This is a genomic window from Burkholderia sp. L27(2015) (assembly GCF_009765705.1).
Classification (GTDB): Bacteria; Pseudomonadota; Gammaproteobacteria; order Burkholderiales; family Burkholderiaceae; genus LMUX01.
The window spans coordinates 470,698-490,064 of the sequence record NZ_LMUX01000009.1 but is presented as its reverse complement, the minus strand read 5'-3'; the positions used below and the strand labels follow the sequence as shown (position 1 = coordinate 490,064).

The 19,367-nt window shown below is 60.3% G+C and carries 13 protein-coding genes; 10 read left to right on the top strand and 3 right to left on the bottom strand.

Annotated features, from left to right (window positions below; translation table 11 throughout):
• Nucleotide 1: 1 nt before the first annotated feature.
• Complete coding sequence (locus GSQ77_RS06950; RefSeq protein WP_158900376.1) at nt 2–880, bottom strand: PA4780 family RIO1-like protein kinase; 879 nt, start codon at nt 878–880, stop codon at nt 2–4.
• Nucleotides 881–1,002: 122 nt separating this feature from the next.
• On the opposite strand from GSQ77_RS06950, the gene dbpA reads away from it, so the two are divergent.
• The 4 genes from dbpA (at nt 1,003) to GSQ77_RS06930 (ending at nt 9,241) form a co-directional block, all read left to right on the top strand.
• The gene (dbpA, locus tag GSQ77_RS06945) at nt 1,003–2,415 is read left to right on the top strand and encodes an ATP-dependent RNA helicase DbpA (protein ID WP_158900374.1); all 1,413 of its coding nucleotides are present in this window, start codon (nt 1,003–1,005) and stop codon (nt 2,413–2,415) included.
• A gap of 47 nt (nt 2,416–2,462) precedes the next feature.
• Nucleotides 2,463–4,187 carry a cation-translocating P-type ATPase gene (locus tag GSQ77_RS06940; protein WP_158900372.1) on the top strand — a complete coding sequence of 575 codons (1,725 nt, stop codon included), beginning with the start codon at nt 2,463–2,465 and terminating at the stop codon, nt 4,185–4,187.
• 308 nt (nt 4,188–4,495) lie between these two features.
• Nucleotides 4,496–6,505: an EAL domain-containing protein gene (locus tag GSQ77_RS06935; protein WP_158900370.1), complete on the top strand. Its 2,010-nt coding sequence runs from the start codon at nt 4,496–4,498 to the stop codon at nt 6,503–6,505.
• 126 nt (nt 6,506–6,631) lie between these two features.
• Nucleotides 6,632–9,241: an EAL domain-containing protein gene (locus GSQ77_RS06930; protein WP_158900368.1), complete on the top strand. Its 2,610-nt coding sequence runs from the start codon at nt 6,632–6,634 to the stop codon at nt 9,239–9,241.
• A 115-nt stretch (nt 9,242–9,356) separates the two neighbouring features.
• Here GSQ77_RS06930 and GSQ77_RS06925 read toward each other — a convergent pair whose 3' ends face one another.
• Nucleotides 9,357–10,910 (bottom strand): diguanylate cyclase, encoded by a 1,554-nt coding sequence (locus tag GSQ77_RS06925; RefSeq protein ID WP_158900366.1) that lies wholly within the window; start codon nt 10,908–10,910, stop codon nt 9,357–9,359.
• 540 nt (nt 10,911–11,450) lie between these two features.
• On the opposite strand from GSQ77_RS06925, the gene GSQ77_RS06920 reads away from it, so the two are divergent.
• Nucleotides 11,451–13,097 carry an alpha-glucosidase gene (locus GSQ77_RS06920; RefSeq protein ID WP_158900364.1) on the top strand — a complete coding sequence of 549 codons (1,647 nt, stop codon included), beginning with the start codon at nt 11,451–11,453 and terminating at the stop codon, nt 13,095–13,097.
• 28 nt (nt 13,098–13,125) lie between these two features.
• Here GSQ77_RS06920 and GSQ77_RS06915 read toward each other — a convergent pair whose 3' ends face one another.
• Nucleotides 13,126–14,079, bottom strand: a complete 954-nt coding sequence (locus GSQ77_RS06915; RefSeq protein ID WP_158900362.1) for a LysR family transcriptional regulator — start codon at nt 14,077–14,079, stop codon at nt 13,126–13,128.
• Nucleotides 14,080–14,256: 177 nt separating this feature from the next.
• On the opposite strand from GSQ77_RS06915, the gene GSQ77_RS06910 reads away from it, so the two are divergent.
• The 5 genes from GSQ77_RS06910 to GSQ77_RS06890 all read left to right on the top strand — a co-directional run bounded on the left by GSQ77_RS06910 (nt 14,257) and on the right by GSQ77_RS06890 (nt 19,209).
• Nucleotides 14,257–15,672 (top strand): MmgE/PrpD family protein, encoded by a 1,416-nt coding sequence (locus GSQ77_RS06910; protein WP_158900360.1) that lies wholly within the window; start codon nt 14,257–14,259, stop codon nt 15,670–15,672.
• 86 nt (nt 15,673–15,758) lie between these two features.
• Complete coding sequence (locus GSQ77_RS06905; protein ID WP_254067488.1) at nt 15,759–17,099, top strand: MFS transporter; 1,341 nt, start codon at nt 15,759–15,761, stop codon at nt 17,097–17,099.
• 37 nt (nt 17,100–17,136) lie between these two features.
• Nucleotides 17,137–17,931, top strand: coding sequence for a methyltransferase domain-containing protein (locus GSQ77_RS06900; RefSeq protein ID WP_158900358.1), 795 nt, complete (start codon nt 17,137–17,139; stop codon nt 17,929–17,931).
• A gap of 105 nt (nt 17,932–18,036) precedes the next feature.
• Nucleotides 18,037–18,468 (top strand): HPF/RaiA family ribosome-associated protein, encoded by a 432-nt coding sequence (locus tag GSQ77_RS06895; RefSeq protein WP_216854861.1) that lies wholly within the window; start codon nt 18,037–18,039, stop codon nt 18,466–18,468.
• 312 nt (nt 18,469–18,780) lie between these two features.
• Entirely contained in the window at nt 18,781–19,209 is a 429-nt protein-coding gene (locus tag GSQ77_RS06890; protein WP_158900356.1) for a DUF4148 domain-containing protein, read from the top strand.
• Nucleotides 19,210–19,367 lie beyond the last annotated feature (158 nt).

Genomic DNA, 19,367 nt, shown 5'->3' with positions numbered 1-19,367 from the left:
GCTATCGCATGCCTCGGCTTGCAAGAGGTGCCTCGTCCACCTCCTCCAGTCGTCTGCGTCGCGCTTCTTCCTCGGCCTTGACGGCCTCGACTTCGGCCAGCACCCCAGCAACGTCCGCCGGCGTTTCGTCCAGCACGACGTGCCCGGTGAGTACGACGTCGGGGTGCAGCGCGCCGCCCTGGTAGAGCCCCCAAATTTCCTTGCCATACCGGGTACCGACCAATTCCGGCACGTGGCGAGCAAAGAAGGTCGTGAGGTTCTCCACGTCGCGCTCCAGCATCGCGCCCGCGTTGTTATTGCCCGCGGCATCGACCGCCTGAGGCAGATCGATAATCACCGGTCCGAGCTCATCGACCAGGATGTTGTATTCGGATAGATCTCCGTGGATCAAACCCGCACACAGCATTTTGACGACTTCCTTCAGCAACGCGGCGTGCAACTCGAGTGCGCGCGCTGCATCCAGCTCGACATCGGCGAGCCGTGGCGCGACGCTGCCCTCGGAGTCGGTCACCAGCTCCATCAGCAACACACCCTCAAAGCAGATATAGGGCTGCGGCACGCGCACGCCGGCGCCCGCGAGGCGATACAAGGCATCGACTTCCGCGTTCTGCCAAACCTCTTCCTGCATTTTTCGGCCGTAGCGCGAGCCCTTTTCCATTGCGCGCGCCTGACGGCTGTTTTTCACGCGACGGCCTTCCTGATAGTCGGCCGCTTGCCGAAAAGCCCGCTGATTCGCTTCCTTATAGACCTTGGCGCAACGAATGTCGTCGCCGCAGCGCACGACATAGATCGTAGCTTCCTTGCCACTCATCAACTGGCGAATGACCTCGTCGACCAAGCCGTCCTCGACCAAAGGTGCAATTCTTTTTGGCGTTTTCATAGATCCGCAAATGCTCGATTGAATCAGCGATTGTACGTGTGTCGCCGCAGCGCCCGGCTTTTATCTCCGCGAATGGCGGCGATCCACACCGGACTGTCGCACTGACCCCGCTATAATCCGGTATGACTACCTCTTCGACACCTGCCGGCAAATCAGCCGGCACCCCGTTCAGCCTATTGCCGCTTACCCCGGCCATGCTCGCCAACCTTGAGCAGCTCGGCTATTCCAGCATGACCCCAATCCAGGCCGCCAGTTTGCCCATCGCGTTGGCCGGCCACGATTTGATCGCCCAAGCAAAAACCGGCAGCGGCAAAACCGCCGCATTTGCACTCGCCCTGCTGCACCGACTGGATGTGCGTAATTTTGGCGTCCAGGCGCTGGTGCTATGCCCAACGCGCGAATTGGCCGACCAAGTGACCCAGGAAATTCGCCGGATCGCGCGTGCCGAAGACAACATCAAAATACTTTCGCTGTGCGGCGGCATTCCGATGCGTCCGCAAATCGCCAGCCTCGAACACGGTGCGCACATTGTCGTCGGCACGCCTGGACGCATCATGGACCACCTCGAACGTGGCACTCTGGATTTGGCATCGCTGAACACCCTCGTGCTCGACGAGGCCGACCGCATGCTCGACATGGGTTTCTTCGACGACATCGCCTACGTCGCCAAACAATGCCCGAAAGAGCGCCAGACCTTGCTGTTCTCGGCGACCTACCCGCCCGGCATCGTCAAGCTCAGCCAACAGTTCTTGCGCCGGCCGCAGGAAATCAAGTTGCAGGAGCAGCACGACAACAGCAAGATTCGGCAGCGCTTTTACGAAGTCAAGGACGACGAACGTCTGCATGCAGTCGGCCTGCTGCTCAACCACTATCGCCCCGTGAGCACCCTGGCCTTTTGCAATACCAAGCAGCAGTGCCGCGACCTGCTCGACGTGTTGCGCGCCCAGGGTTTCAATGCGCTGGCATTGCACGGCGAACTCGAGCAGCGCGAACGCGATCAGGTGCTGATCCAGTTTGCCAACCGCAGTTGCTCGGTGCTGGTCGCGACTGACGTTGCCGCGCGCGGGCTCGACATTGCCCAGCTCGAAGCGGTGATCAACGTCGATGTCACGCCGGACCCGGAAGTACATATTCACCGTATCGGGCGCACCGGACGCGCCGATCAGGACGGCTGGGCACTGAGCCTGGCGAGCATGAACGAGATGGGACGCGTAGGCAACCTCGAGCAAGCCGGCCGGGAGTTCGAGTGGGGCAAGCTCGATGAACTGAAGCCGGCTAGCGGCGGCCCGCTCACGCCACCGATGATCACGCTGCAGATACTGGGCGGACGCAAGGAAAAAATCCGTCCAGGCGATGTGCTGGGCGCTCTCACCGGTGAGGCCGGTTATAGCGCTGAGCAAGTGGGCAAAATCAATGTCGGCGATATTTCCACCTATGTCGCGGTGGAACGCTCGATCGGCCGGCAAGCGCTGCGCAAACTTTCGGACGGCAAGGTCAAAGGCAAACGGGTCAAGGTCCGCCTGCTCGAAGAGTAAGAGAGCGAACGCATCGTGAGCTTATCCGTACCGCAGCGCTGCGCGCCATGACGAGCGCCGCGATCTCCACGTCCGACAGCGCCGACTCGGACTCCATCCAGTCGATTCGCCGACGCATCGCCGCCAACCGACGTGCCGCGCTGACGGTAGTCGCGTCCGGCTGCCTGACCCTGCCGCTGCTGGTTCCGATAATGTGCGCATGGTTCGGCGTCGAACGCACGCTGCCGGCTTGGCCGCAGCTCATACTCGCGTCGATTGTTCAATTCGGCCTGGGGGCGCGATTTTATCGCGCCGCGTATGAGCCATTGCGCGCCGTATTGCGCAGGGCATGGCGCGGGGTGCCTGGGGTATTGCCAGCCTGCACCGGCGACACGGATCTGTTGGTTACGTTGGGCACCTCGGCCGCGTGGGGCCTGAGCGTGTACCAAATGTGGGCTCATCCAGGTGAAACCGGCCATGCCGATTTCGCAGTACCAGCGGTCGTCATCACGCTGGTGCTGCTGGGCAAATGGTTGGAAATGCGCGCCGAACGCAAAACCACCGCGGCAGTCCGGGCCTTGAATGCCCTGCGCCCCGAGCGCGCCCGCGTACGCATCGAGGGCGTCGAACGCGAAGTGGCCATCGGCGAGATCCAGACAGGAATGATCGTGGTGGTTCGGCCGGGCGAACGCGTACCGGTCGATGGCGTGTTGCTCGAGGGCGAAACCGAGATCGACGCATCGCTGATCGCCGGCGAAACCGTGCCGATGGCGAAACATCCCGGCGATCTGGTCACAGCAGGAGCGCTCAACGGCGCGGGCCTGCTGTCCATCGAAACACGTGCGATCGGTGCCGAAACCATGCTGGCGCGCATCGTGCGCCAAGTCGAATCAGTCCAGGCGGAACAAGCGCTGATTCCACGCCCAGTCGAGCGGGTCGGCACCGTCTTCGTGCCCGTCACCCTCGGTATTGCGTTGGCCACGCTACTCGGCTGGCTTTGGTATGGCGCCGGCGCCGAAACAGCGATTCTCAATGCCGTGGCAGTGCTCGTAATCGCGTGCCCCTATGCGCTAAGCCGGGCGGCGCCGAGCGCAATCAAGGTCGGCACGGGGATCGCTGCGCGCCACGGCATTTTGTTCAAAAATGCCCGGGCTCTCGAAATTGCACATCGCATAGGCGTTGTCGCATTCGACAAAACAGCCGCTCAGGCATTTGCCTTGAACCCACCCGACGGCGTTGCGACGGTTGAGACTATTGAGGCGGCCGTCGAGGCGTTGCGCGACATCGGCGTGGACAGCGTGATGCTGCCCGGGACAAATGAAGGCAGTGCGACGATCGCGGCGTCGGCATCCGAGATGGACGTAAGCCACGCGCAAGCAGTGCCTGAGCACGAGGCGCCCAGCGTGGCCCACCTGAAATCGGGCGGCCGTGTGGTAGCGATGGTCAGTGACGGCATCGGCGCTGCTGCTGCGGCGGCGGCCTCGACGCCCTGCGCCGCCGATAGCGGCATCGCAATCGCTAGCGGCGCCGATGTCGAGATGGATGCAGCCGACATTACGCTGATGCGCAGCGATCCGATGCGGGTTGTTGCCGCAATCGACGTGTCGCGGCGGACTTATCGCAAGATTGGGCAAAATTTGCGCTGGGTCTTCGTCTACCACCTGATCGGCATACCGCTGGCGGCTCTCGGTTGGCTCAACCCGATGGTGGCCGGCGCCGCAATGGCATTCTGCGGCATCGGCGTGATCAGCAATGCGCTGCTATTGCGCCGCTGGCAACCGCGACTATCGTAGCAAGCCGTTCAGCGCACGCGGCGCGCCGGATGCGCCCCCTCGCCGCTCCTACCCGTAGTTCCCAATCCCCCATTGCCCCGCATTGGGGCATTTTTTATTCAACCCCCTCCATTTAATCTGATCCGATAATAAAGCAGCGTTTTAAACACGGAAAAGCCACCTAATTGTCGATTCGTGATGTTTAATAGCCGCAGGCAGTAATCAGCAATCCTGTTTTAGCGGGTGGCGCCGGGATAAATACACCGGTTTGTCATCGTCGTGTTTAAAAATGGTGTTTGTTTTTTCACTCCCCAAAGCGCTACCACCCGATGAGCTCACCGTCCTCCGCCAGCCGGATACGCTTTTCGCTGTTGAAGTCCCGACGCGTCGAGGACAAGGTACTCATCGGCTTCCTGGCCGGCTTGGTATTTGTCGTGATCTTCGGCATTGTGACGGTGCGCGATACGCGTGCTTATCTACAAGGCTACGACCAACTTTTCCTGATCGACGAGTCGATCAATACCGGGCGCACTCTGCTTAAGGACCTGGACGACGCGGAAGCGGCGCAGGTGAATTACTTGCGTACCGGGGATGAGCTGTATCACAACAATTTTAAAGCGGCACTGGCCGGCGCCGAAACCGGGCTCGAACAGATCGAAAGCATGTTCTCCGACGATCCGGCCTTGAAAGGTGAATTGCCGGAGCTCCACGAACTGATACACAACGATTTGGCCGGACTCGCGCGCTCGACCGAGTTGGGCAACGCGCAGGATCTTTCGGATACAATGGAACGGCTGCCCGAGCGGCTCGAATTGACCGACAACGAAAAAATTCGCGCATCGATCAATCGCATTCTGATTGTCAGGAATGGCGACAAGGTTGCGGTCAAGCAAATGCTGACCGAACATGCGCGCAGTTCACTGCGGTATCTGGTGTGTCTGACCGTCCTGGTGCTGCTGCTGATCGCCGCGCTGTATGGAATGATCATGGCGCAGCTACGCGAAAAGCGGCAACTCACCAAACGGTTGTCGGGCGCCGCGAATCACGATCTGCTGACCCATCTCCCCGATCGCATGCTGTTGATGGACTGGCTTGAATACAGCGTTGCGCAGGCGCGCCTGAATAATTCGGTGGTCGCGTTGCTGTATCTCGATCTCGACGAATTCGACACCATCAACGCCCGCTTCGGACGCGAAGTCGGCGATCTCGCTTTGGTCGAAATTGCGCGCCGCTTCGAAAGTGCGGCACGGGAATCCGATCTGGTCTCGCGCCCGGGCGCCGACGAATTTGCGGTGCTGCTCTCGTCGGTCGCGGACCCGCAAGACGTCGCGTCGCTGGCGAGCCGATTGATCGAATCGCTGAACGAACCGATCCTGCCGGTGCTGTACGACCAGATCATCAGCGTCAGCGTGGGCATCGCTTTATATCCTAGCGACGGCAAGAGCGCCGCCGACCTGTTACAGCAAGCCGAGCATGCAATGAGCCAAGCCAAGCTTGCAGGTAAACATCAATACCGGTTCTACGCCGCCCACCTGCAGCAGGGGGCCTCGCGCCAATCGCGCTTGCTCAGCGACCTGGCGCGTGCGCTGGGGCGCGACGAACTTTCGCTGGTGTATCAGCCACAGATGGATCTGCCGCGCTGGCATGTCGTAGGCGTCGAAGCGTTGCTGCGCTGGAATCACCCCAACCTGGGTCCGATCAGCCCGGCTGAATTCATCCCCTTGGCCGAGACCTCGGGACTCATCATCCCGATCGGCGCCTGGGTGATACGCACAGCCTGCAAACAGGCGGCGCAGTGGGTACGCGAAGGCGGTCCCCCTCTTGTGATGGCGGTCAATATCGCGCCGTCCCAACTGCGCGGCGGTGAGCTGATCGGCGTGATCGAGCAAGCGCTGGCGGAAAACGAGTTGCCACCCTGCATGCTCGAGATCGAATTGACCGAGCGCGTATTGGCTCAACATAACGCCACGCAGGCAATTAAAGCGCTCAAGGAATTGGGTGTGCGTCTTTCGATCGACGATTTCGGTACCGGTTATTCATCACTCAATTACCTCAAGCGTTTTGCGGTCGACGTGATCAAACTCGATCAATCGTTCGTGGCAGGCCTGCCCCATGAAATGTTTGATGCCACCATCACAAAAACGATTATTTCGGTGGCACAGAATCTAGGCATGGGTTTGATTGCCGAGGGCGTTGAAACCGGCACTCAACTTAAATTTCTCCAGGATCATGGGTGCGAAAATGCACAGGGCTATTTTTTCTCGCGTCCATTGGCGCCAGAACGTGTGCTTGGATTTGTTTTTGGCGGCGTCAACGACATCATTTATCGTTCGGCTTAATTCGCGCGCCTCGCCCGCCAGACACGCTGAGCGCTCGTAATCATTAACTTCGGCCCTTTTTTATGAGATTATTAGGGGTTGTTGGTTCGATTGCCTTCTTTCAGCGCTTCCCCTGGAACTTTCATAATGCCGGTGCAAATTCCCGACCATTCGGGTACTTGGCCGTATCCGCTGCGAGGCTTCCGGCTGTTCAAGGAAATGGATACGGGTTTGCTGCAAGCACTTACGCATCTATGCGCAAGTGCTTGCGCTACGGAATTTTCGTCGGTCAACCTGATCGACGAAGACCGGCAATGGCGGTTTGCCTCGACGCCAGGCGCGCTTGCGCCAATTGGAACGCAAGCGTTTTGCACCCATGTCATCAGCAAGGGTGAACTGCTGGTGGTGCAGGATGCAAGCAAGGATGCGCGTTTTGCCCATGACGAAACCGTCACCTCGCCATCGGGTGTGCGTTTCTATGCGGGAATCCCGCTGGCCACGCAGGCCGGCATCGTGCTCGGCACGCTGAATTTGACGCACAGCCAGCCTCATACCTTGAGCGACGCGCAGCAAGAGCAGCTCAAAGCGATCGCACAGACGGTTGCGACCGCGCTCGAGACGTATGCCGACGCCATCTCCGGCACGCCCAACGACACCGACTCCCGCGCACCCGCCGATGCCGAACCCGGCATGCCCGCGGCGCATTCCGGTCAACAAGCCGGCCGCCATTACGCCACGCAATCGGTCGATCTGCTCGAGGCCACGAGCGACGCCTTTATCGCGCTCGATCGGGAATGGCGCTACACGTACGTCAACGAAAACGCCTGCCGCATCCTCGATAGCGAACGCGACGCATTGATCGGCCTCAGGATCTGGGACGTAGTACCCGGCTTGGTCGATCTGCCGTTCTATGAGGCCTGCCACCGTGCCATGCGTGAAAACGTTTTCGCGGAACTCGAAGGCCACTACCCCCAATACGGCACCTGGCTGGAACACCGCATTCATCCGACGCGCGAAGGCCTGACGATACTGTTCACCGACATCACCGCGCGCAAGGACGCCGAGCAAGTTCTGCTGCTGCGCGAAAAAGCGCTGCATACAACCAGCGACGGGATAGTGATTGTCGACGCGGTGGCACCCGATATGCCGGTGATTTACGTCAACGCGGCTTACGGCCGGCTGACCGGTTACGCGCCCCATGAAGTGCTAGGCCGCAATTGCCGGTTCCTGCAGGGCAAACTGCACGACCAGGAAGGACTGGCCACGATACGCTCGGCCGTGCACGAACAGACCGAAGGCCAAGCGGTTTTGCGCAATTTCCGCAAAGACGGCACGATGTTCTGGAACGAATTGAAGGTCGCACCGGTACGCGACCACGAAGGCTCGGTCACGCACTTCATCGGCAGCCAGACCGACGTCTCGGAACGCATCCACTACCAGGACGAACTCGCGCGTCAAGCCAACTACGATGCGCTAACCGGCCTGCCCAACCGCAAACTGCTCGAACAGCATCTCGAACAGCTGATTCATCAGGCCAGGCGCAACGGTCACCTAGTCGGTGTCGCCTTCATCGATCTCGACCATTTCAAGAGCATCAACGACACCATAGGACATGGCGTCGGCGATCTACTGCTCAAAGCCACCGCCGAGCGCTTCAAAGCCAACCTGCGCTCTTGCGACATGGTGGCGCGGCTGGGTGGCGACGAATTCGTGGTGGTGTGCCCGGACATCCATTTGCTCAGCGATATGGACGACGTGATCGCCCGCATTTTCACCAGCTTGCGCGCGCCGCTGACCATCGGGGAGCACGACTTCCGGGTCGATGCCAGCATCGGCGTCTCGGGTTATCCGGCAGATGCCACGTCGGTCAACGACCTGTTGAAATGCGCCGACATGGCGATGTACACGGCGAAGGCCGCAGGCCGCGGCAACCTCAAATTCTACAAAGCCGAGATCGGCATGCGCGTGTCGCAACGCCTGAGCATCGAACAGGAGTTGCGACAGGCGATCGTGAACAACGAGTTCGTCCTGCACTATCAACCCAAGGTCGACGCACACACGGGCGTGCTGTCCGGCATGGAAGCGCTGATCCGGTGGAATCACCCGAAACAAGGGCTCGTGGCGCCTGCGCAATTTATCCAGATTGCCGAAGAATCCAAGTTGATCATTCCGATCGGCGATTGGGTGCTGCGCGAAGCGTGCCGCCAGAATCAGGAGTGGGTCGATGCCGGCCTGTCCAATTTCCCGATTTCGGTCAATGTATCGGTCAGCCAGCTCAAGCATCTGGATTTTAGCGAGACGGTGATTCGCAGCCTCGCCGCAAGCGGCATGGACGCCGCGCTGCTGGATCTGGAAATCACCGAATCGTTGGCGATGGAAGGACCGGAATTATTCATCGCCATGCTGGAGCGCATCAAGCATCTCGGCGTCAGCATTTCGATCGATGATTTCGGCACCGGCTATTCGAGCCTGAGTTACATCAAGCGCTTCCCCATCGACGTGCTGAAAATCGACCGATCGTTCGTGCGCGATATCTCCAGCGACGCCGATGACGCGGCCATCTGCCGAACCATCATCAACATGGCGCACAACCTGAACTTGCGCGTCGTGGCCGAGGGCGTAGAGACCGTGGCGCAAGCGCAGTATTTGCAGCAGCACGCTTGCGACGAACTCCAGGGCTATTTGCTGTGCCGCCCTGAACCCGCCGCGTCGATGCAGCGACGGCTCGAAACGCAACTCAATTGGCTACCTGACTGAACGCGCCGCACAACAACACGAGCAGCGAGCCGCGAGCCGCGCTGCACGAAACCGCGCACCACCCTCTCAGTCACGCCCGATCACTCGGCCTCTCCCCCGAAGGGCGCTGACTCTCTTACTCTTCCAAAGGCTGCGCCAGATCATCGTTTTCGCTCGTCCACAGACGTGAACTGTGGCTTTGCGCGCGGACCTGATTGCGGCCCAGCGTCTTGGCTTCATAGAGCGCGCGGTCTGCCGCGTCGATCAGCGCGCGCAGCGCGATAGGCTGCTCCGGGCTCCAGGTGGAAATTCCGATGCTCACCGTCACCCGGCCGAATTCACTGCCCCGGTTTTCGATGTTCAATTCCTTGATCTGCTCGCAGATGTTATAAGCCCTTTGAAAGGCCCGCTCGGTCGGAGTATTCGGCAGCAGGATCAGGAATTCCTCGCCACCGTAACGCGACGCCGTGCCTTGCGTTCGCAAGAGGTTCTCGCTCAGGCAGCGCGCCAACGTACGCAGCAATTCGTCGCCTTGCGCATGGCCATAGATATCGTTGAACGCCATGAAGCGATCGATATCGATAAACAGCACCGAGAATGGCAACCCGGCAGTTTGTGCCGCATCGAGTTGAGCTTTGAGCCGTGCGTCGAAAGCGCGCAGGTTATCAAGTCCGGTCAGGGGATCCTTGCTGACGAGTAGTGCCAACTTCTGCTCGGCGCGCTCGCGCTTTTTAAGCTGTCCCGCCATCAACACTGCGGCCACGATGATCAGCAAGCTCGCGACCACGGCGATCGCACCAGTCCAGAATGCGCGCCGCTGCCAAGCCTCGAAGATATCCTGCTGCGCAATGCCGACCGTCACGATGAGCGGGAGCGCTTTGATCTTGCGGAAAACGAACAAGCGGGTCACACCGTCGATCTGCGACACCTTGACATAACTGCCCGCGGTCTGCGCCGCCCAGCGTGCTCCCAACTCAGTGCCGGCCATGGTGCGGCCGACATCGTTTGAGCTGAATGGCATGCGCGTGATGATGATGCCGTCGGGACGCGATAACGTGATCGACGCATGAGAGCCCAGCGGCAGGCCCGAAAACAAATCGCTGAAGTACGACAGGTATACCGGCAAGAACACAATGCCGCCAAACGAGCCATCGGGATTGGCGATCCGCCGGCTTAGGGCAATCGCCGGATCGCCATTCTCGAGCCGAGAGCGATACGGGTAACTGATGTACAAACCGAGATCCGGCTCAGCCCTATGCACGGCAAAAAAATCGCGATCGGAATAGTTGGCTTTCGGCCGCTTGTGGTCCTGCGATGCAATCGTTACGTTGCCCGCCGCATCGACAACCTTGACCGCGCCCAGGTAGCGGGCTTTGGCCGAGCTATCGAACAGCACCCGCTTTTGTACTTGCGGTGAGAAACCGCGCGTGTCCGGACTTCGCAGTTGCTCCACCGTTGCATCGAGCGACAAATCGTAGATTTCAAAACTGCGGGCAATATCATGTTCGATCAGCAGCAATGCGGTGTTGGCCTGCTGTTTGCCCAGTTCCAACGCGTCCGCGCGACTTTGCAACAGCACCACACACGTCAGACACAAGACCAGCAGGCCGGCAATCACGCCCGCCGCCACCACCAAAAACGGCGCCGCGCCGTCCCCCGGTTCACTCGGCAAGAACTCGCCTGTTTTCATATTATTTTCGTCTTGGCTTGCGCAACGGATTCGGACGGTGCAACCCCTTTCGCGCTGATGAACAACATCGCGAACACTGCGAGTGCACCACTGCACGAACACCTTGAAAGCACCGCGAAAGGACTGTGAAAGGACTGTGAAGCACGCCGCCGGGCGCACCGCAAAAAGCACGACGCGCTCCCCTGCAAGAAAACCGGTTTTCAGCTATTGTTGCAACCCAATTGGATTTTCGACCGAAATCAAAGACCCTCGAATTTGCGTCGCTTTGCGGCTATTTTGGCACGAAAACGACATATATTAGGCAGAATTCAAGGGTCAGTGCACACGCGATACAACGCCCCAATCCGGATCGATGTGCCGCTCAGAGCCAGCCGCTGCGCCACTGCGGCTAGTGCGCGCCGCATCGAGCGACGCCGACCGCTAGCGATGCGGGTTTTTCTGGATGTCCCGTTTCGGATACGCGTGGCTTATTACCTTTACTTGAACTGGGCAAATGCGCCGGGCAGATGCAAGCCATCTCGCAAGCCCACACTGAAATTTATGATCATTTATCAAATTTATCCGCGTAGCTTTAACGACTCCAATCACGATGGTGTCGGCGATCTGCCTGGCATCACCGCGAAGCTCGATTACATCCAGAGCCTCGGTGTGGACATGATCTGGGTCGGCCCGTTTTTTAAATCGCCGATGCGCGATTTCGGCTACGACGTCGCGGATTACCGCGATGTCGATCCGATGTTCGGCACCCTGGCGGATTTTCGTATTCTGCTCGCGCAAGCCAAGCAGCGTGGCATGGGCATCATGGTCGACATGGTGATGTCGCACACCTCGGACGAGCATCCGTGGTTCAAAGCCAGCCGGCAAAAAAGCGAAGGACGCGACGACTGGTATTTGTGGGCCGACCCCAAGCGCGACGGCACGCCGCCCAATAATTGGATGTCCGTCTTCGGAGGACCGGCGTGGCAATGGGATGCGGGGCGCCGCCAATATTTTTTCCACACGTTCCTGTCCAGCCAACCCGACCTGAACTTGCATTGTCCGGCGGTTCAGGATCAGGTACTGGCGGAGATGGAATTCTGGCTTAAGGAGGGCGTCGCGGGGTTCAGGCTGGATGCGTGCATTCATCTCTTTCAAGATTTGGAGTTGCGCGACAATCCGCCGATCGAGGACAGCTCGCGCGCGTTGCATCCGTATGGCTGGCAAGAGCATGAGTTCGACAAATACCGGCCCGAAGTCCTGCCGTTTCTCGAACGGGTGCGCACGCTGCTCGATGTGTATGGTGCGTTCAGCGTCGGCGAGGTCGGTGGCGACAACGCGCTGCCCGTGATGGGGCAGTACACGCGCTCTGGGCGACTGCATTCGGCCTACAGCTTCGATCTGATCCGCAGCGATCGCTCCGAAACGCACGTGCGTCATGTACTGACCGAATTGCAAAAGCACATCACCGCGCCGGGCCTGGCTTGCGTCGCCTTGAGCAATCACGACGTGGCACGCGTGGCGACCCGCTGGGGCGAAGGACGCGAGCCCCAGGCGCACGCCAAGCAAATGCTGGCGCTGCTGGCCTGCATGCATGGGGTGATTTGCCTGTACCAAGGTGAGGAGCTGGGCTTGCCCCAAGCGGACGTGCCGTTCGAGCGCTTGCAGGACCCGTTCGGCAAGGCATTCTGGCCCAAATACAAAGGCCGCGATGGTTGCCGCACGCCGCTGCCGTGGAATTCGCAGGCGCCGTGGGGCGGCTTTAGCACGACCGAACCGTGGTTGCCGGTCGACCCGCATCACTTGACGCTTTCTGTCGAACAGCAGGAAACGCAGGACGACTCGACCCTTTCGTTTGCGCGCGCTATTTTTGCGTTGCGTAAGGCCCGGCCGGAACTACGCGAGGGCGAGCTGCATTTCCTGACCAACATGCCGCGCGGCGTGCTCGCCTTCTCACGCATGTTGACGCAAGGCGAGGAGTTACGCTGCTTGTTCAACCTGAGCGATAACGCCCGGCAAGTGAGTTTTTCGGCGGACGGTCGGGTGGTGGTGTCGCAGCATGCGGAGGTACGCGGCGATGTGTTGACGCTGGAGCCTTCCGGTTTCTGCCTGTATGAGCGGGTGCTGACGCCTAGTTGCACGCAGCAGGTAGATATCACGCCATTGCTGGAAAGCGCGAACCAGCAGGAGCGTCAGGAAGTGTTCGGGTAAGGTGCGCGCTCTTGCGCCGCGGTTCGGCTCAAGAGGCCGCCTGCGCCAGCCTGGCGGTTCGCTCCTCGACTTCGCGCGCAAGGCCGGGCGCCATGCGCCGCACGGCAAGCAGAAACTGCTGTGCGACGGGCGCAAGCGTTACGCCGCGCCGCCGGACCAAACCTATCGTGCGCGTCACCGTCGGATTGACCAGCGGCCGTATCGCCATGCTCGATTGCGGCTCGCCCGGCAGTGCCGACTGCGGCACGACCGAAATGCCGAGTCCCGCTTCGACGAGGCCCAACGAAGTGGTCAAATGCTCGATCTCAACCGGCCGGTCCGGTTGCCAATTCACACTGCGCAATGCCTCATCGAGAATCATGCGGTTGCCGCTGCCGCGCCCCGATATGATCAGTTGATGCGGCTTGAGATCCTTCCATTCCACGCTCCGTAGCTCCGCCAGCGGATGGTCGACCGGGCAAACAAGGCAGTAAGGGTCGGTGACCAGTGCGTCGAAAAGAAAATCGGGGTCCGGCGCGACCATAAAGGTCAGTCCGAAATCGGCCAGCCCCTCCCGGACATTGCGCGCCACCGCACTCACATTGCCCTCCATCATGCGAATGCGAACCTCGGGCCGGCGCATGCGATAGTCGCGAATAATGCGCGGCAACAGATGATTCGTCACGGTCGGGATGCAGGCAACGGTAATCTGCCCCACCCGCGCGTTGCCCGACTCAGCCACGCGGCTGAGCGTGGCGTCAAGCTCATGAAGCACGCGTTGCGCACCCGGCAAGAATAACTGGCCGATAGGCGTAAGCGTCACCCGCCGCGTGGTGCGCTCGAGCAAGGCGACGCCCAGCGCAGTCTCCAGGCGCTGGATCCGACGCGTCAACGCCGAAGCAGAAACGTTGAGTTCAAGCGCCGCCTCATGGAAAGTCGCGCGCTCGGCCACCGCGACGAAACCCCGCAAACCATCGAGATCAACACCGGAAAAATGCGACATCACCGCGCTCTTTTATTATTGCTCACTGAGCAATAATAACGACGAAACGGGCAATTTACAAATGTGCCGTACGGGACCGATACTCAAGGACCCGGCCTCGTGTACGCGTGGCCCCCGGCATTCAAAGGCCATCGAAAATTTCTTTGACTGCCCTCGTCAACCTCCATAGCCGATACCATGAGCCACGCCGAGCACCTTCAGAACCCCTACACCCGGGGTATCGCCGACTTCGTCAGCACGCTGCACTACGACGCCATACCTACGCCGGTCATCGACCGCATCAAGCTGCTGATCCTGGACTCGCTGGGCTGCGCGATCTTCGGCACCGAGCTGCCCTGGAGCCGGATCCTGATCGACACCTTGGGCCGCCTGGATACCACCCCGGCCTGTGCCGCATGGGGGACCGGGCGTCGCGTGTCGGCGCCGCACGCGGCACTCATCAACGGCACTCTGATACAAAGTTTCGAGCTCGACGACGTGCATCGCGTCGGCGTGCTGCATGTGGGCGCCGTTACGTTGCCTGCAGTGCTCGCGCTGGCCGAACTCAATCCTGCAATGACCGGGCGTGATTTCCTGACCGCCTGCGTGGCCGGCTATGAAATCGGCCCGCGCGTAGGCATGTGCATGGGGCAGGAACATATCGCGCAAGGCTGGCATTCGGGCGCCACCGTCGGCGTGTTCTCGGCGGCCGCGGGCGCGGCAGCGGCGCTCAAGCTCTCGGCCGAGCAGACGGTTCATGCGCTGGGCATCGCCGGCACGCAAGCGTCGGGGCTGATGGCTGCGCAATTCGGCGCGATGGTCAAGCGCATGCATGCCGGGCGCGCCTCGCAAAGCGGCCTATACGGCGCGCTGCTCGCGCAGGACGGCTTCACCGGCATCATGGACGTGTTCGAAAACCCCTACGGCGGGTTTTGCTCGACCTTCTCGCGCTCGACCGATCGCTTCGATCTCACGAAACTGACCGCAGGCTTGGGCGAGCGTTTCGAAACCGAGCGCATCGCCTTGAAGTTCTTTTCCTGCGTCGGCAGCAATCACACCACGCTCGACGCGCTACGCAACATGCAGGCGCGTCATCCGTTCGGCGTCGATGACGTGGAGCGCATCATCGTGCAAGGTTCGCGCGTCACCGTCGATCATGTCGGCTGGAAATACGTGCCGCAGGGCCTGGTTTCGGCGCAACTGAACTTGCCTTATTGCGTCGCGACCTTGCTGCTCGACGGCGACGTCTTTGTCGACCAGTTCACCGAGGAGAAAGTCACCGATGCGCAGCGCATGCGCGTGTCGCAATTGGTCGAGGTGGTGGAAGACCCCGCGATCACTGCGCGCGGTTCGGTCTATCGCCATATGGTGCACGTCAAGGTGAGACTACGCGACGGCACCGAGTTGGACGAAACGGTAGAGACGCCGCGCGGCAGCGAGCATTCATTTGCGAGTGCCGAGGACGTCATCGCGAAATTCCGCAAACTGGCATCGCGCCGGCTCGCGGCATCGCAGGTCGAACAAATCGTCGAGCGCGTTATGCTCGCAGACAAGATGGGCAGCGCGACCGAGCTGGTGAACTTGTTAGTGAACGTGCCGAAGAGCACGCGCTAAGCCCGTGCCGGGCACCAGCCCAAACGGTAATATCGGAGAAGACACGCGGGACAAACACGCGTGCGTAGCACCTGGGGGGAGACACCATGAGCACCACACCACAAAAACGCAATACTTACGACAACACCGTGCCGAATCAGGCACGCACACCGGGCCGTTTGCGCTCCATCATCGGCGGCAGCGCCGGCAACGTCATCGAGTGGTACGACTTTCTCGCGTACTCGATCTTCTCGATCTACTTCAGCAAAGCGTTTTTCCCCGGCGGCAACATGACGGTGCAGTTGCTCAACGCGGCGGCCGTCGCTTCGGTCGGATACGTGGTGCGCCCGCTGGGGAGTTGGCTGATCGGCACGCTGGCCGACCGCTTCGGCCGCCGCCTCGCCTTAAGCTTGTCGGTGGCGATGATGAGCCTCGGTTCGTTGATGATTGCGCTAACGCCCACCTACGCCACCATCGGGATCGCCGCACCGGCCATCCTGGTATTCGCCCGTTTGTTGCAGGGCTTCAGCATGGGCGGTGAAGCCGGCACCAGCGCAACCTATCTGAGCGAAATGGCGCCGCCGGGCCGGCGCGGGTTCTTCGTCGGTTTCGTGCAGGTGACGGTCGTGATGGGACAGTTGCTGGCGCTCGGCCTGATGTTGCTGCTGCAGCGCGCGGTCTTGACGCCGGCGCAGCTCGACGCGTGGGGCTGGCGTATTCCGTTTTTCATCGGTGGCCTGTTGGCGGTGTTCGCGCTGTACCTGCGCCGCGGCATTGCCGAGACCGAATCGTTTATGCGGCATGGCCAAGACCCGGCTCGAGAGAGCTTGCTGGTGGTGTTGCTGCGTTACCGCCGCGAAGTCGTCTGGAGCATCGGCATCAGCATCGGCGGCACCGTCGCGTTCTATACGTTCACGATCTATTTGCAAAAATACATGGTGAACACCTCGGGCTTCAGCCGCGACGAGGCCACGCTGATCGCCACCATTGCATTGCTGATCTACATGGTGTTCCAGCCCATCTATGGATTGCTGTCGGACCTGATCGGGCGACGCAAGGTGATGATGATTTTCGGTATCGGGGGCACGTTTCTCACGATACCGATCATGCATGCACTGGGCGAGACGCACAGCGGTACCACGGCGTTCCTGCTCAACCTGGCCGCGCTCGGAATCCTGAGCGGCTTCAGCTCGATACACTGGCTGGTCAAGTCGGAGCTGTTCCCGGCCAAAGTCCGCGCGCTCGGCGTGGGCCTGCCGTTTGCCATCGTGACGGCGGTCATGGGGGGCACGACTGAATTCGTCGCCTTGCGGCTCAAGGCTGCCGGACACGAACCGTGGTTCTTCTATTACGCCAGCCTGTGCGCGGCCATTTCGCTCGTGACCTACATCGTGATGCCCGAAACGCGTCATACGTCGACCATAGATCAAGAGGCCCGCAACGTTTGAATGCCTGTGACCATTAAATGCTCACGACCTTTTGAGCATGCCCTCGACCACCATGAACCAGAAAACCGATCTGTGGGACCCCTCGCAATACCTGCGCTTTGGCAACGAGCGACTCAAGCCCGCTATCGATCTGCTTGCCCATGTTGCTATCGGCGCGCCTCAAACCGCGGTCGATCTTGGTTGCGGCGCGGGCAACGTGTCGGCACTGCTCAAACAACGCTGGCCTGATGCCGACGTGCTGGGCATCGATGGCTCCGAGAGCATGCTCGACACCGCGCGCGCGAGCGTTCCGACCTGCCGTTTCATGCATGCCGATATCGACACATGGGCGCCTACCCAAGCATTCGATCTGATTTATTCGAATGCGACGCTGCAGTGGTTGGGCGGTCATCAAACGCTGTTTGCGCGCCTGTTGTCATTCCTGCGCCCGGGCGGTTGCCTTGCCGTGCAGATGCCCGCGATGCATGACACGCCATTTCGCCTGGAGCAGGTGCGACTGTCGCAATCGCCTGCATACGCTCAAGCGCTCGCGCGCGTGCCTGACCGACATTCGATACTCTCGCCCGGGGCCTACTACGATTTATTGCGACCTTTGGTAAAAGACCTCGACATTTGGGAAACGACCTACATGCACGCGTTGACTGGCGAGGACGCCGTAGCGCAGTGGGCCAGCGGAACCAGCCTGCGTCCCTATCTAGATGCCTTGCAGGGCGAGCAACGCGCATCCTTTCGCGCAGCCTACGCGCAAGCGCTCGCGCCCTTCTATCCGCAACACAAAGATGGCCGTACGTTATTACCCTTCAAACGCTTATTCCTGGTGGCCACTGTCTGAGTGTGGTGCTGTGCGCGCATCGCCCACAGGGGCATAATGGTTTGAACCTGCGGGGAACGCGCTCCTCCCCCAGGGATCGAACAGTTATTCCTACTAGGAGGACGCATGAAAATTCAAGTCAATAGCGATCACCACATCGTCGGACGGGAAGGCTTGACGGTTCACGTAGAAACGGCCGTCACTGCAGCGCTGGCGCATTTTCACGGCAGGATAACGAGGGTCGAAGTTCATTTAAACGACGAGAACGGCGAGAAAGCGGGGGCCGCCGACAAGCGCTGCATGATGGAGGCTCGTGTGGCCGGCCTCAACCCCGTTACCGTGACCGATCATGCCCAAACGCTCCATCAAGCCATTCAGCACGCTTGCAGCAAACTCTCCGCCGCGGTCGATCATGCCATCGGCAAATTCAACAAACAGCGCCCCCAGGGCGTAGCCCAAGCGACCCTTGCAGCCGCGGCGCCCGCAGCCTTGGACGGAGAAGAACCGCCCACGGCCCTCGACGGCGACGAATCCATAGCCGACACCGGTCACGCCTAACTGTCACGCGTAAGTGCAGAACTCAGTTCGGGCCGAACGGCCCACTCCGTTGAACTGCACTCGCGCAATAGACTATTACTAAAACTGGCATAATCACCTTCGATACTGCTCGCACTCGGTCGTAACGCCTTACGGCAAGGGGGTAACGGGCGTTACCTCTTCCGATTGAAACGGAATCCGCAATAATTCATTCCATCGTTCCCTCTTAATCTTCGGTCATCGAATCTCTACCATGGGTTCTGTCGACGCAGCAAACGGAAACCTCCCTCGCTGACGTCCCCATCTAAAAATAACGATGACTGGAGTATTAAAATGAACACGAAACTTTTGGCTGCCCTGTTGTTCTCGAGCGCTGTAATCGCTACCCCCGCATTCGCTGGTAACGCTCACGTCGGTGACGACGTCAATGCACTGGTTGGCACGAGCACGCCGAGTACGCTTACTCGCGCTCAAGTACGTGCGGACCTGATCCAATCGAACCAAGTCGCAAGCCGCAACACGAACGAAGACACCACGTACCCGGTACTGGCTCAAAGCGGCGCAGGCGAATCGCGTGCTCAAGTGCGTGCCGAGCTGATTCAATCGGAACAAGTCGCTGGCCGCACCGGCAACGAAGATACGACCTACCCGGAATTGGGCCAGAGCAACGTCAGCGTGTCGCGCGCCGCAGTCAAGCATGGCGTGAACGTCGCTTCGAACTCGAAGAACAACATTTTCGCGTTTGGCCACGACGCCAGCTAAGCGCTGCGGTAGATGCCGGCAAGGTTGCCACGGCGAGCTTGCTCAGACATAGAGACGCCTCCGCGAAACTGAACAGCACCCCAAAAGTTGGACACCCATCCAACCTTTGGGGTGGTCTTTTTGCTTCCCGGCACGTCAAAACAGATCGTCACTGAGGC

Excerpts from the sequence above, each read along its gene's own strand:
- GSQ77_RS06940 (WP_158900372.1), top strand. The coding sequence starts at position 2,463 with ATGACGAGCGCCGCGATCTCCACGTCCGACAGCGCCGACTCGGACTCC.
- GSQ77_RS06930 (WP_158900368.1), top strand. The coding sequence starts at position 6,632 with ATGCCGGTGCAAATTCCCGACCATTCGGGTACTTGGCCGTATCCGCTG.
- GSQ77_RS06910 (WP_158900360.1), top strand. The coding sequence starts at position 14,257 with ATGAGCCACGCCGAGCACCTTCAGAACCCCTACACCCGGGGTATCGCC.
- GSQ77_RS06895 (WP_216854861.1), top strand. The coding sequence starts at position 18,037 with ATGAAAATTCAAGTCAATAGCGATCACCACATCGTCGGACGGGAAGGC.
- GSQ77_RS06900 (WP_158900358.1), top strand. The coding sequence starts at position 17,137 with ATGCCCTCGACCACCATGAACCAGAAAACCGATCTGTGGGACCCCTCG.
- GSQ77_RS06890 (WP_158900356.1), top strand. The coding sequence starts at position 18,781 with ATGAACACGAAACTTTTGGCTGCCCTGTTGTTCTCGAGCGCTGTAATC.
- GSQ77_RS06905 (WP_254067488.1), top strand. The coding sequence starts at position 15,759 with ATGAGCACCACACCACAAAAACGCAATACTTACGACAACACCGTGCCG.
- GSQ77_RS06935 (WP_158900370.1), top strand. The coding sequence starts at position 4,496 with ATGAGCTCACCGTCCTCCGCCAGCCGGATACGCTTTTCGCTGTTGAAG.
- GSQ77_RS06915 (WP_158900362.1), bottom strand. The coding sequence starts at position 14,079 with ATGTCGCATTTTTCCGGTGTTGATCTCGATGGTTTGCGGGGTTTCGTC.
- GSQ77_RS06925 (WP_158900366.1), bottom strand. The coding sequence starts at position 10,910 with ATGAAAACAGGCGAGTTCTTGCCGAGTGAACCGGGGGACGGCGCGGCG.
- dbpA (WP_158900374.1), top strand. The coding sequence starts at position 1,003 with ATGACTACCTCTTCGACACCTGCCGGCAAATCAGCCGGCACCCCGTTC.
- GSQ77_RS06920 (WP_158900364.1), top strand. The coding sequence starts at position 11,451 with ATGATCATTTATCAAATTTATCCGCGTAGCTTTAACGACTCCAATCAC.
- GSQ77_RS06950 (WP_158900376.1), bottom strand. The coding sequence starts at position 880 with ATGAAAACGCCAAAAAGAATTGCACCTTTGGTCGAGGACGGCTTGGTC.